At 43.0% G+C, this 14028-nt stretch carries 11 protein-coding genes; 10 read left to right on the top strand and 1 reads right to left on the bottom strand.

Going from position 1 to position 14028, the window contains the following annotated elements:
• Nucleotides 1-105: 105 nt before the first annotated feature.
• From ACQKMP_RS02560 to ACQKMP_RS02520, 9 genes are all read left to right on the top strand, one after another.
• Complete coding sequence (locus tag ACQKMP_RS02560) at nucleotides 106-1881, top strand: sensor histidine kinase (protein ID WP_379421828.1); 1776 nt, start codon at nucleotides 106-108, stop codon at nucleotides 1879-1881.
• Nucleotides 1874-3442, top strand: a complete 1569-nt coding sequence (locus ACQKMP_RS02555; RefSeq protein ID WP_339247471.1) for a response regulator transcription factor — start codon at nucleotides 1874-1876, stop codon at nucleotides 3440-3442. The genes ACQKMP_RS02560 and ACQKMP_RS02555 overlap by 8 nt, the downstream gene beginning before the upstream one ends.
• A gap of 120 nt (nucleotides 3443-3562) precedes the next feature.
• Complete coding sequence (locus ACQKMP_RS02550) at nucleotides 3563-4900, top strand: extracellular solute-binding protein (protein ID WP_427468767.1); 1338 nt, start codon at nucleotides 3563-3565, stop codon at nucleotides 4898-4900.
• Between the two features lie 142 nt (nucleotides 4901-5042).
• Nucleotides 5043-5963 carry a carbohydrate ABC transporter permease gene (locus tag ACQKMP_RS02545; protein ID WP_042132108.1) on the top strand — a complete coding sequence of 307 codons (921 nt, stop codon included), beginning with the start codon at nucleotides 5043-5045 and terminating at the stop codon, nucleotides 5961-5963.
• Between the two features lie 3 nt (nucleotides 5964-5966).
• Complete coding sequence (locus ACQKMP_RS02540) at nucleotides 5967-6806, top strand: carbohydrate ABC transporter permease (RefSeq protein ID WP_042126927.1); 840 nt, start codon at nucleotides 5967-5969, stop codon at nucleotides 6804-6806.
• 30 nt (nucleotides 6807-6836) lie between these two features.
• The gene (locus ACQKMP_RS02535; RefSeq protein WP_042187429.1) at nucleotides 6837-7949 is read left to right on the top strand and encodes a rhamnogalacturonan acetylesterase; all 1113 of its coding nucleotides are present in this window, start codon (nucleotides 6837-6839) and stop codon (nucleotides 7947-7949) included.
• Between the two features lie 114 nt (nucleotides 7950-8063).
• Complete coding sequence (locus ACQKMP_RS02530) at nucleotides 8064-8855, top strand: SDR family oxidoreductase (protein ID WP_042187431.1); 792 nt, start codon at nucleotides 8064-8066, stop codon at nucleotides 8853-8855.
• Nucleotides 8856-9024: 169 nt separating this feature from the next.
• Entirely contained in the window at nucleotides 9025-9741 is a 717-nt protein-coding gene (locus tag ACQKMP_RS02525) for an MgtC/SapB family protein (protein ID WP_042126933.1), read from the top strand.
• An 85-nt stretch (nucleotides 9742-9826) separates the two neighbouring features.
• Nucleotides 9827-10816 (top strand): aldose 1-epimerase, encoded by a 990-nt coding sequence (locus tag ACQKMP_RS02520; protein ID WP_427468766.1) that lies wholly within the window; start codon nucleotides 9827-9829, stop codon nucleotides 10814-10816.
• Nucleotides 10817-10915: 99 nt separating this feature from the next.
• On the opposite strand, the gene thrS is transcribed toward ACQKMP_RS02520, so the two are convergent.
• On the bottom strand, nucleotides 10916-12829 hold the full coding sequence (gene thrS, locus ACQKMP_RS02515) for a threonine--tRNA ligase (RefSeq protein WP_427468765.1): 1914 nt from the start codon (nucleotides 12827-12829) through the stop codon (nucleotides 10916-10918).
• 473 nt (nucleotides 12830-13302) lie between these two features.
• Between thrS and ACQKMP_RS02510 the strand changes: the two genes are divergently transcribed.
• Nucleotides 13303-13971 (top strand): TraX family protein, encoded by a 669-nt coding sequence (locus tag ACQKMP_RS02510; protein ID WP_427468764.1) that lies wholly within the window; start codon nucleotides 13303-13305, stop codon nucleotides 13969-13971.
• Nucleotides 13972-14028: the final 57 nt, after the last annotated feature.

Raw genomic sequence — 14028 nt, 5'->3', positions numbered from 1 at the left:
TTTGTTGTAAGTTTTCCCGAATGCTTCAATATCATTTATGATAGGATATAGTGACGATAAATATTATTCCCATAATAAGGGTTTGGAGTGAATTGGAGGATGCTTATGTTTTGGAAGAATGTTAGCGCTTACAGGAGTTCGGGTATTTTTAATAAAATGATATTGATCATTTCATTTTTGCTGCTGCTGTCCTTTCTGTTCTCTTTAACCGTCCTGCAGTATGTTTATCGAATTTATGACAAGCAAATCTATGAAAAGGCATCTGAAGTGCTGGGAATGTCATCTATCAGTATAGAGAGTACTTTGAGAGAGCTGGAACAACTTTCTTTTACAGTGGTCTCTGATGAGCAAATTCAGGAATGTCTTCGCCAGTTACAGGATGATCCTCAACCATATGAACGGCAGGTCCTACATAATAAAATCATCAACAGGTTAGTTGCCTTTGCAGGAGCAGAGAAATACGTTTATTCCATGATGTTGTTGGATACGAATGGCGGAGCTATGACTGCGGGTAATCGGGAAGGTGTATCACAGGATCTCCAGGATCAATTAAAGCCTCTGGCTAAGGAAGCTAGCGGTAGTATTGTGTGGTATCCCCAAGGGAATAAGAATTCACTCCTGGCTGTTCGGCAGATTAAATCTTACACCGGATCAACCTTTACGCTGGACGATTTAGGGACGTTAGTCATTCGAATTCGGATTGATCGTATTATTGCAGATAGCACTAGTAACACTTCGGATGGCGATCAGTTGATTGTTGCAGATGCGACTTCAGGGCTAGCGGTTTATCCCCAAACTCCGATGTTGCTGCCAAATGAGCTTAAAGCGGAAACGGAACGTTCCGAGCTTTATCGTACGGCTAAGTATGAAGAAGGAACATATTTTATAACGAAGACTAAATCATCTTATATGGAATGGATGTATATCAATGCGACCCCCTTCAATGAGATGTTCAAACATATTACTTTTGTAAAAAAATTGGTCGTCATCATATTCGCGCTCATATTACTAATTGGATTGCTCTTAGGCTATCGATTAGCCCGAAGTATTGTACGCCCAATTTCAAAGCTGACCAAAAAAATGAAACAAATCGAGAAGGGTGATCTGGATAATCTGGAGGAACAGTCGCTTGGTGTCGTTTCACAAACTGCGCAGGACGAGGTAAGTCAGCTTAACAGAACCTTTAAAATGATGATCCGCAGAATCAGAGAACTTATCGATGAGAATTATGCGAAGCAGCTCATTATTAGAGAGACCGAGCTTAAAGCACTGCAGGCACAGATCAATCCGCATTTTTTGTACAATACACTTGAATCGATCAATTGGTTAGCGAAGATGAACAAGCAAGCTAAAATCTCAGAAATGGTAGAAGCGCTCGGCTATTTGTTTCGCAGTTCGATTGGTCTTAAAGACCCGTTGATTACGATTGAAAAAGAGCTCACCATTGTGCGCAATTATGTCATTATCCAGAAGACACGATTTGACGAGAGACTTGATTTCCGCATGGATTTTCCAGAGCATTTGCATGACGCTTTAATTCCGAAGCTGACGCTTCAGCCGTTGATCGAGAATGCGATCCGATATGCATTGGAGCCTAATATCGAGCCTTGCACGATTTCTATAACCGTAAGTGAGGAAGAACAGGGCCTTGATATTCTTGTTAGTGATAATGGGCCGGGGATGAGTGCCGAGTTCATCAAAGATTTACAGCAGGGAAGAGTTAAGACACGTGGCGAAGGCATTGGGTTAGCGAACATCGCAGAGCGTATTCAAATCGTATTTGGCCCAGAATGGGGTACAGTGATTGAAAGTGAGCCAGGTCAAGGAACGACAATACATGTACGTATACCTTATTTAAAAGGAGTGCAAGAGAATGTATAAGTTACTGCTGGTTGATGATGAACGGTTGATACTAGAAGGCATATCTCAGGTAGTGGACTGGGCACAGGCAGGAACGGAACTTGTGGGTACTGCACGAAACGGGATAGAAGCCTTAGAGAAAATAGAGGAGCTTCGCCCTGAAATAGTGATTACTGATATTTCCATGCCCGGATTGGATGGACTAGGCTTGGTGCAGAAATGCAGTGATCGGTTTCCTGAGGTAAAGTTCATTATGTTGACGGGGTATAAGGATTTTGACTACGCTTGTATCGCTATGCAGCATGGAGTGAAACATTATCTGCTTAAGCCGTGCAACGAGAATCAAATTCATGATGCGTTAGTTGAACTGGTAGCAGAGCTCGATGAACTTAAGGGCCGGACGGAATTTGTAAATGATATGAAGCAACGTTTTACTAAAGTTCTACCGCATGTAAAGGAACAATTTTTGAAGGAATGGATCTCTAACAAAACGTACGGGAGTCAAGATTTAGAGTATTATCAGGAGCTGCTAGGCATCGAATTAAATGACAAAGTGGTGCGTTTGATTTTGTTCAGACTGGAAGGTTCTTATGAATATGAGCAACTATTTGCTTTGCAAAATATTGCACAGGATATGCTGCAAGAAACGCTGCTTAGTACAAGGATAGGCGGATTTATTCTGACACTAATGGAAGTCGAAGGAGAGGCTGCGCTGAATAGTACACTGCTTGAACGAATTTCTGATGTACGGAAAATGTTCTACAAATTTTATAAAGTGGATGTAACCATTGCGATTAGTGACGCGGACTTCATGATACATTCACGGAGATTGTATCGTCAGACTCTGCAATGCCTTAACCACTGTTTTTATATGGAAGAGGGAGGTTTGATCACAGGAAGTGATATTCCTAGTGATGAACTAAGCGGAAGAAATGACATTGAACTAGATGAAGAGCAAATCTGTCTGCTGATTAAGGCGGGCGAACAAAGTGCAGTAGAGTTTGAATTAGAGCGGTTATTTAATCTGCTAGCTGAGCAGCGTGTGGATATTAATGTAACGCGATCTTATGTTTTGCAATTGTATTCTGCGATGATACGTTTAGCCGTCCCTGATGAAAGAAATACCTTTACTTCAAGTATGGTGGAACTGGCGGAGATCAGGACTTTAAGTGGTCTTAAAGCCTATGTAAAAGATGCTGCTGCTCGTTTGACAGCGATGTATGATCGTCATTTTCGCTGTCGCCAATCCTTAATCGTAGATAAAATGTTCAAAATTATTGCGGATGATTATAAGAATGCGGAACTGTCACTTAGCTCAGTCGCTGCTGAGATGTTATATATGAATCCTGATTATCTCGGGAAAATATTTAAGAAAATCACGGGGGAGAAATTCTCTAATTACGTTACCAATTACCGGATTACTAAAGCATCAGAACACATTATGCACAGTGGTGATGTAAGAGTATTTGAGCTCGCTGAAATGTTCGGTTTCGGTGGGAATGCACAGTATTTTAGTCAAGTGTTCAAAAAAGTAACTGGGCAGACACCCACAGAATTTATGAAACCCTCTCAAGGGAACTGATTATTGAACAAACAAGACGGTTTTTTGTATTCAACAATCATTGAATATTTGAGAAGATTTATACATGAAAGCGCTACCTAAAGGGATCAGAGCCTTTATACTATTATAGGAAAAGGGGACATGAATTTGAAAAAGAGATTCGCTTTACTAGCCGTACCATTGTTGTTGTCATCGATGTTAGCTGGTTGTGGTGGAGGTAATAACAATAATAGTGCTGCCGCTACGGATTCCGCTACAAACACGCCTTCAGAAACGAAACCCGCAGCTATAACTTCAGCAGAACCCGTAACTCTGCGTATAGCTTGGTGGGGTGGAGATACACGGCATTCTTATACACAACAAGTGATTGATATGTATGAAGCCAAATACCCGAATGTAACGATTGAGCCTGAATATGCTTCATTCGATGATTATTGGAAGAAGCTTGCGCCTCAAGCAGCAGCGAATCGACTTCCTGATATCGTTCAAATGGATATTTCTTATATTAATCAATATGGGTCTAACGGACAACTCGAAGATTTGAAGCCTTATTTGAACTCTCAGATCCAAGTCGGCGATGTGAATGAGAACGTCCTTAGTACTGGGGTGATCAATGAGAAGCAATTCGGAATTCCATTAGGCGTTAACGTACTTGGTTTTCAATATGACCCAGAATTGCTGAAGAAGGCAGGGGTGGATTCCATTCCTGAGAACTGGACTTGGGATCAGTACAAAGAAATTGCTGCGAAAGCTAAATCAGCTGGACTGTATATCGACGGTTCTATGGCAGCTGACGTATTCTTCAACTATTATCTGCGTACAAAAGGGCTGGCACTTTATAACAATGATGGTTCAGCGCTTGGATATGAGGATGATGCCTTGTTCACTGACTTTTTCGGAATGTTGTCTGGTTTAATTAAAGATGGAGCGGTTCCATCCCAAGACAAACTGAGCCAAAACAAAGGCGTTATCGAAGAGTCTGATATTGTTAAAGGAACAGGCATCGGCGTATGGCAATGGTCGAACCAATATGTTGCTTTGCAAATCGCTGTAAATCGCCCTATGGCACTGGCACAAATGCCTGGTCCGGATATGGAAAAAGGACTCTACATGCAGCCAAGTATGTATTGGTCGGTTACTTCTAACTCAAAAGTGAAGGAAGAAGCAGCGAAGTTTGTTGATTTCTGGATTAATGATCCCGAAGCCAACAATCTAATCAAAGGCGAACGTGGTGTGCCAATTTCAAGCAAAATCAAAGAATCTGTAGCTTCACAATTAACGGATTCCGGTAAGCAAGTATTTAAATTCGTAGCTGACATGGAGCCTACTACTTCTCCAATGAGTCCGCCAGTTGGATCGCCAGAGGTAGTAGCACTCCTTACAGACCTTGCTGAACAAATGAACTTCGGCAAGATTGACCCAGCCGCCGCCGCCGCACAGTTCCGAAAAGAAGCGAACGCTATTCTCTCCAGCCGGTAATAGAAGGTAACAGATAACTACACTGCGTCTAACATGGGAAACGGCATGCCATTTGGTTAGGCGGCAGTCCGTTTCCCTTATTATTCACATAAAAAGGAGTTGGAGACCCTTGGCATCCACGAATCCCCTTCCTTCGAATCCGCTGGCTTTTAAGAAAAAGAAGCTAACAGGCCGGAGTTTACGAAGCAACCTTACAGGATATGCCTTTATCAGTCCATTCGTCATTGGCTTCCTTTGCTTCACATTGATCCCGATGATCATTTCTCTTTATCTTTCTTTTACCAAATACAATTTGTTCGCTCCACCTAAATGGATCGGATTTGATAATTACATCAAAATGTTCTCGAATGACCCGAAATATTTACATTCACTAAAGGTGACGCTGCTTTACGTATTTATTGGTGTGCCTTTACGTCTCACCTTTGCATTATTTGTGGCTATGATTCTAAATACTAAATCGCGCATGATCGGAGCCTATCGTACAACTTATTATTTACCTTCTATTATAGGTGGCAGTGTGGCGGTATCCATCATGTGGCGTAATATTTTTAGTGATACTGGAATTATTAATGGCATGCTCGGTTTTTTCGGCCTTGGTCCAGTAAGTTGGTTTGGTAATCCGAGCGCTGCGCTTATTATGTTGATCACTTTATCCGTGTGGCAATTTGGTTCATCCATGTTGATCTTTCTGGCAGGTCTAAAGAATATTCCTGGTGAAATGTACGAGGCAGCTAGTGTAGATGGAGCAGGCTTTTTCAGAAAGTTCTTTAAGATTACAATGCCCCTCCTAAGCTCAGTTATTCTGTTCAATCTAGTCATGCAGACGATCAGTGCATTTATGACCTTTGTTCCAGCTTATATTATCTCTAAAGGTGAAGGCGGACCAATGGACGGTACGATGTTGTATTCTCTATATCTATTCCGTCAGGCCTTTATGTTTAATAACATGGGTTACGCTTCAGCTATGGCGTGGGTGATGTTGTTGCTAGTCGGCATCATGACCGGAATTTTGTTCAAGACATCCAAATCGTGGGTCTTCTACGAATCGGAAGGAGGAAAATAATCCATGGCGAAAATGAAACTGAAATGGCCGCTGTATCACATTCTTATCGGTGGCCTCGCTATCATTATGCTGTATCCGATTTTGTGGATGATCATGAGCTCTTTTAAAGAGAGCCGGCTTGTATTCGTTACCGCTCAGCAGCTTCTTCCCGATCCATGGGTATGGGGGAATTATGCTAAAGGCTGGGAAGGGATTGCCGGATATTCCTTTGGTGTCTTCATAAAGAATTCATTAATTATTGTCGTTGTAGCCACTCTAGGAGCGGTGGTTTCTTCTTCACTGGTAGCCTTCGGATTTGCACGTAATAAGTTTGTAGGGCATGGCTTATGGTTCGGTATCATGATGATGACGCTTATGCTTCCTTCAGATGTAGTGCTAGTCCCGCAATATATCATCTATGCGAAATTGGAATGGCTCGATAGTATCAAGCCGATCGTGGTTCCACAGTTCTTCGGTGTTCCGTTCTTTATTTTCCTAATGCTGCAGTTTATTCGGACAATACCTGTTGAACTTGACGAAGCGGCTACGATTGATGGGTGCGGGAAATTTGGTCTGTACTTCAGAATCATTCTCCCACTCATCCGTCCATCTATGGCTACTGCAGCGATCTTTTCCTTCTATTGGCGCTGGGAAGACCTGCTTGGGCCAGTGTTGTACCTGAACTCTCCATCTAAATATACAGTTTCTATGGGGCTGAAAATGTTCCTCGACAGTGAGTCCGTGTCCAACTGGGGACCCATGTTCGCCATGTCCGTTCTTAGCTTGGCACCCGTCATGATTATTTTCTTTATCTTTCAAAAGCAGATTGTGGAAGGAATCAGCACCAGTGGTTTGAAAGGATAAAATATCTAATGAAGAAAGGTGCGGCTGAATTTGGATAGCTATCATTTTGACTTTGGGATTAAAGATACAGTGCCCGGCTACACCAAAATTCGGCCGGACTCACGATACTCTCCGGATGCGCGATTTGGTTTTACTTCAGACTCAGCAGTATTCGGGCGTTCCAGGGGAGGAGCAGATCCATTAAGAAGTGATTTCTGCATTCCGCAGAAGGCAGCCTTCCTGTTAGATATTCCTGATGGGATTTACCGGATTTCTTTGTTACTTGGTGACTCCTTAGCAGATACGAGTACAATAATTCGAGCAGGTGATGGTAAGTACGTATTAGATACATTGAACGTCCCGGCAGGTCAGTATATACGAGAATCATTTGCGATGCGAATCATGGGTGGTCAGCTAAAGCTCTCCTTCTCAGGTATTGCGCCTCGAATAAATGCTCTCGACATTGAGCCTGACAACGAAACGCTTGTCTTATATTTGGCTGGTGATTCTACGGTGACCGATCAAGGAGAAGCTGGTTATCCCTATGCTGGCTGGGGCCAGTTGCTGCCTCGCTGCTTCAAAGCAGGTCTTGTAGTGGATAATCGAGCCATTTCAGGACGTAGCTCCAAGAGCTTTATTGAGGAAGGGCATTTGGACAACATTTCTACTGTGCTTCGGCCCAGAGATTATATGTTCATACAGTTTGGTCATAACGATTCAAAAGGGGATGAACATAGACACACCGAACCTTTCACTACATATAAAGAATATTTGCTGCGGATGATTACAGTTGCTAGGAAAGCAGGAGCCTACCCGGTACTGGTGACCGCTGTACATAGGCGGAGATTTGATCCTGCAGAAGCTATAGTAGACAGTCATGGAGAGTATTTAACGGCAATGAAAGAGTTGGCTGAGACTGAGCAGATCCCCCTAATCGATTTGGCGGAGAAGAGTCGTAAGCTTTTTGAAGCCTATGGTGTGGAAGGAACGAAGGATCTGTTCATGTGGTCCTATCCGGGAGAATATATCTTGCATCCAGTTGGCGTACAAGACAATACACATTTTCAGATTTTAGGAGCACGTCTGCTTGCTGATCTTATTGTAGAGGGCATCCGTGAAGCCGGTTTAAATGATCTCATTATCCATCTTCGGCAGGGTGAATAAAAATAATCCTTTGGGGTATTAAAGATCTATCGATTCAACTTCTGTATGCGAGGTTAAGGTTAAGGAAAGAACTTAACTGGAAGGCTTGCATGACAAGAAGGAGGATACTTAAACATGGCAGATAAGAAGCTGGAAGGTAAGGTAGCGATTGTAACAGGAGGTGGTTCCGGCATTGGAAGAGCAACTGTGCTTGAGTTCGCTCGTAACGGAGCCAAAGTTGTGTTGCTGGATAGAACTGTTGAGAACGCAGAAAAGGTTAGAAAACAAGTGGAGAAAGAAGGCGGAGAAGCCCTCGTAATTGAATGCGATGTTGCTGAACCCCCGCAAGTGGAAGCTGCCATAAACAAGGCGGCCGCGAAATGGGGTCGTCTTGATGTTGTTTTTGCAAACGCAGGGATTAATGGAGCCATGACGCCCATTGAAACGATGGATATTGAGTCTTGGGACCAGACGATTCACATCAACCTTCGTGGAACCTTCGCGACTGTTAAATATGCGATACCGCATCTAAAAGAAAGCGGTGGCAGCATCCTGATTAACAGCTCCATTAACGGAAATCGTGTATTTTCTAACATCGGTTTTTCTGCTTACAGTACGACAAAGGCAGGTCAGGTTGCTTTTATGAAGATGGCAGCATTAGAACTGGCTCAATTTCAAATTCGCGTAAATGCGATCTGTCCTGGGGCTATTAAGACCAATATTGATGACAACACTTTTCCATCCGAGGATCTCAAAGAGGTAAAAATCCCTGTCGAATTTCCGGAAGGGGATCAACCGCTAGAGGAAGGTCCTGGGCGTCCTGATCAAGTTGCAAAGCTGGCACTTTTTCTGGCCTCCGAGGATTCCGATCATATTACAGGAACTGAGATTTATTGTGACGGTGCAGAATCGTTGCTTCATGGTTAAATAATCTTTCACCAAAACGGATTCTATCCTCTTCATTATGCGGATTTTATAAGCTGTCTGCGCATATACATGGAGGATAGGAGTGCCGTTTTTTTGCTGTAAAATAAAGCTAATCATAATCTCCGTTTTCCGTTATAATGGAGTATCTGTGGAGAAAGGAGAATGAACTATGGATTTTCATATTGAATCATTAATTAAGCTGCTAGTGGCCATGCTGTTCGGGCTGTTCATCGGGATTGACCGACAGATCAAGCAGAAACCGCTGGGGATTCGGACCAGTATGGTCATTAGTATTGCCTCTTGTCTTGTAACCGTAGTGTCTATTCATGCCTTTGATAAGTTTGCAGGTCCTGAGCATCCAAATATGGATCCGATGCGCCTCGCTGCTCAAATTGTCAGTGGGATAGGGTTCTTGGGGGCTGGTGTTATCCTGCGTAGAGGCGGTGATGCGATATCAGGCTTGACCTCGGCAGCACTCATCTGGACAGCTTCGGGGATTGGTATAGCTGTGGGAGCAGGATTCTATATTGAAGCAGCATATGCGGTTATTCTTCTAATGTTTGCGGTGAATTTGGTTCCTCATTTAATTCGTTCAATTGGTCCTGAAGTTCTTAACAAGCATGAAGTTTCGGTGAGGATCATCATGGAGGCTAATTTTGTACTTACTGAAGTGATCCAAAAAATTGAGAGACCCCAGGTTAGTACCCAACGAAGTACTAGAAGTCCATCCCGGGCGATCCGTAGAATGAAAATTAAGGATTTGGAAGATGGAAGACAAATGATCGATATGGTGATCTCAGCGCCGGATAAAGATTACGCAACAGAGATCTATTATGATGTGAAGAAAATTGATCATGTCATGAGCGTTGAAGTGGAACAGCTGTAAAAAAGGGCATGTCACGTCATGACCAGATGTGGTAATCTATCAAGTAGAGACAATTATCAGACACTGGAAGGGAGAACACATTATTATGTCTATCACAGCCTATGAAGGACAATATGAAGGAGAAGCAGCCATCTGGTTGAAAGCCGGCCATTATGAGGCAGCTATCCTACCAGGCATCGGTGGCAACTTGATCTGTTTCCGTGATACCGAAAACGGTTACCGTTTCTTGCATGAACCGGGAGCTGAGGAAATGGAAGCCTTCAAAGCAAGTCCAGGCATCCATGGTATTCCTGTATTATTTCCTCCGAATCGTTATGAAGATGGCAAATTTCCTTGGAATGGTCAAACTTATCAACTCCCGGTAAATGAAGTCGCAACAGGCAACCATTTACATGGATTTTTACATACGGCAGCTTGGGAAGTGGAAGAGTTCGGTAGCGGTAAGACCGAAAGCTTCGTAACCGTATTCATCAAAGTGGATGAGAGCCATCCTTCTTATCAATACTTGCCGTTTAAATACACAATGAAACTACGTTATACCCTTGGTGAAGGTGGCTTATCTCAACAGGTACAAGTGCATAATGATGGTGATGAAGAGATGCCTTGCTTGTTGGCATTCCATACCGCGATTAACGCTCCATTCGCACCAGGTAGCACACCACAAGACTACCTTGTAAAAGCGACCATCGGTAATCGCTGGGAATTAAATGACCGTATGCTGCCGACTGGTAAATTCCAAGAGCTGGAGCCAGGTGAAGCTCAGCTTCGTGATGAAGGTGTGAATCCTTATTTCGCTTCGATGGACAACCATTATACAGCTGTACCTCAGAATGGACGTAACCGGATGGAGCTTACCGACAGCAAAGCTGGAGTCACTTTAGTTTATGACGTTGGGACTTCATACAAGCAGTGGATGATCTGGAATAATGGTGCTTCTGAGCAGTTCTTCTGCCCAGAGCCGCAAATCAACTTGGTTAATGCACCAATGGTAGATCTGCCAGCGGATGAGATCGGCTTATTCAGTCTCAAACCAGGCGAGTATTGGGATGAAAGCAGTCGTCTGTACGTGAAATAGTGTCCCTGTGAATATTAATATGTGATCAAAGAAAGGGCTGTCTTGTTCGTAGATTTCTACGAATAGACAGCCCTTTAACGTTTAATTTGACGCAGAACTTTATTTTTTACTAACTATTTCTTCACTAATCTGCTCAATAATCTCTTGGATACTCTTTGAACCAAGATCACCCTCACCACGTTTTCTTACAGAAACACTGCCAGAGTTTTTCTCATTCTCACCGAGAACGAGCATATAGGGTGCTTTTTCAAGTTGGGCTTCACGAATTTTGTAACCTAGCTTCTCATTTCGGATATCAACCTCTACACGAATGCCAGCTTGTTCTAAGGATTGTTTCACCTGAAACGCATAAGCAACGTAGTTCTCAGAGACGGGCAATAACTTCGCTTGGACGGGTGCTAGCCATAGCGGGAATGCGCCGGCATAATGCTCCGTAATAATCCCCATAAAACGATCAATCGAGCCATAAACAGCGCGATGGATTACGACCGGGCGGTGCTTAAGGTTATCTTCCCCGATGTAAGTAAGATCGAATTTCTCTGGCATTTGCCAATCTAGTTGGATGGTTCCACATTGCCAGCTTCGTTTTAGCGCATCTAAAATATGAAAATCAATCTTTGGTCCGTAGAATGCGCCATCACCTTCATTCACACGATACTCGATCCCGAGATTGTCTAATACACTTTGTAATGATTGTTCAGCTAGATCCCATAGTTCTTCTGATCCCATATAATCTGCCGGGCGAGTAGATAATTCAATCTTGTACTCAAAGCCAAACACTTGATAAATATGATCAATCAGTGAGATTACCCGGCTTATTTCATCCTCAATTTGCTCTGGTAATACGAAGATATGGGCATCATCCTGACAAAAAGTACGAACACGCATCATCCCGTTAAGTGCCCCAGAGAACTCATGGCGATGTACTTGACCAAATTCGGCAATTCGGATAGGCAACTCTCGGTAAGAATGTAGGTTATTTTTGTAGATCATCATATGACCCGGACAGTTCATCGGTTTGAGTGCGAATTTTGTTTCGTCTACATTGGTGAAATACATATTGTCTTTGTAGTGATCCCAGTGCCCGGATTGCTCCCAAAGCCGATTGTTCATCATCAGTGGTGTACGAACTTCATCGTAATCTCTCTGTCTTTGTAATTCACGTGCGAAATTCTCAAGCTCTGTGCGGATAGTCATCCCCTTGGGAAGATAGAAGGGCATACCTGGAGCTTCTTCAGAGAACATAAACAATTCCAGTTCCTTGCCGAGCTTACGGTGATCACGTTTTTTAGCTTCTTCAAGAAAGAGTAAGTGCTCTTCAAGTTGAGCTTTCTTAGGAAAAGCAGTTCCGTAAATACGTTGCAGCATTTTATTATTCGAATCTCCACGCCAGTAGGCACCTGCTACATTCAACAGCTTAAAAGCCTTGACCAAGCCAGTTGAGGGAAGATGTGGGCCTCGACAGAGATCCGAGAATTCACCTTGATCATAAATAGATAATACTGTGTCTTCCGGTAGATCACGGATAAGCTCCAGCTTTAAGGGCTCATTCATCGCTTCAAAAAGCTTGATTGCTTCAGCGCGGGGAACGACACGGCGGACAATCGGGTGATTCTCTTGAATAATTTTCGCCATCTCTTGTTCGATTGCTACAAGATCATCCGTGGATAGAGGTGTCTCAATATCAATGTCGTAATAGAAGCCATCTTCGATTACTGGACCTATGCCGAGCTGGACACCCTTGTCTCCATATATACGTTTTATGGCCTGCGCCATGATATGTGCTGTACTGTGTCTATAAATTTCCAGGCCTTCTTTGCTATCCAACGTAACAATTTCGAGCTGGCAATCATGTTCGATCGTTTGGTTTAGATCAACGGATCTTCCATCGATTATTCCAGCTACAGCATTTTTTTTCAGACTGGTACTTATGGCACCTGCTGCTTCTTTAATCGTCGTTCCTTGCAGTACCTCTCTAATTGTTCCGTTTTGCAGTGTTACCTTGATCTCCATGATTGTTAGCCTCCATTTCTCAAAAATTGTTAGTGGTGAACGCAAAAAAACGCATCTCTCCCAGAAAGGGACGAGTGCGTTCAGCTCGTGGTTCCACCCTAATTCGACCTATCACAAGGATAGGACCTCATTGGTATCCTTTAACGTGGATAAGTCGGTGCCACATACTACCGCAAAATTTAGATCGGCGGATTCAGCGTCACGGCTACAAAGGGGTAACTTCACAATCGTGTACTGGAGAAGCTTTCAGCCTAGACCTCTCTCTCTGGACAGTTCGTATAGGAAATCATGTCTCTGATCATTGCCATATGATGTTGCTCGTTCATAGTACTCAATTGCACCCCATAAAGTCAAGAGGCAAGAAACCAGAAATTCAGTTCTCTTTTATTGCAGTCATCATTTGTGTACAGGCGAAGGAGATGAAGTACTCATTGGCGAATGTATGATATCAACTTATTTTAAGGAGGTTTGATATGCAGATTCTCGCCATGTTGACGATGCTAATCGACCATATTGGCTATATCTTTTTTCCAGAGGATATTGCTTGGAGATATGTAGGAAGAATAGCCTTTCCAATCTATTGTTACGGGCTTGTGCAGGGGCATATCCATACATCATCCAGACCGAAATACTTGTTCCGACTGCTCATTATCGCTATTATTGCGCAGATCCCATACAATTTAGCGATTAATCCTGGTGGATGGAACGTGGTGTTTACGCTTTTGTTATCCGCAACCGTATTGGTTATTTTAGATAAACTACCTACTCCATGGCTTGGAATACCAGTCGTCATTGCAGCTATCGCGTTAATGGATTATTTCCCGATAGATTATAATGCGTACGGCCTGCTGCTAGTATTGATATTCCGTTATACGAAGTCATTTTGGCTTGTTGTAGCACATTTGGCACTTAATCTATTCTACATGTTTTATAATTATTGGGTTGTGCAAATGCTTAGTATTTTACCAACGCTGTTGATTGCTTTGGCGCCTGCACTTTGGGGATATTTAGAGCATCACCGGGTACCACGCTGGGTGTGGTGGTCTTTTTATCCTGCGCATTTACTGATTTTAGCATTATTTAAAGGCGTAATATACAATGAATGGGTTTCTATCGAATGGCGAACTTTGTTGAATCTATAGTGTTTTTACAATAAGCAATACTTTGATTTACAAATGTTGCCTTTGCTGAGATAATGG

Source organism: Paenibacillus sp. NPDC101420 (genome assembly GCF_050277435.1).
Taxonomy (GTDB): Bacteria; Bacillota; Bacilli; order Paenibacillales; family Paenibacillaceae; genus Paenibacillus_AQ.
The sequence above is the reverse complement of the archived record's forward strand: the minus strand, read 5'-3'. Positions and strand labels throughout refer to the sequence as shown.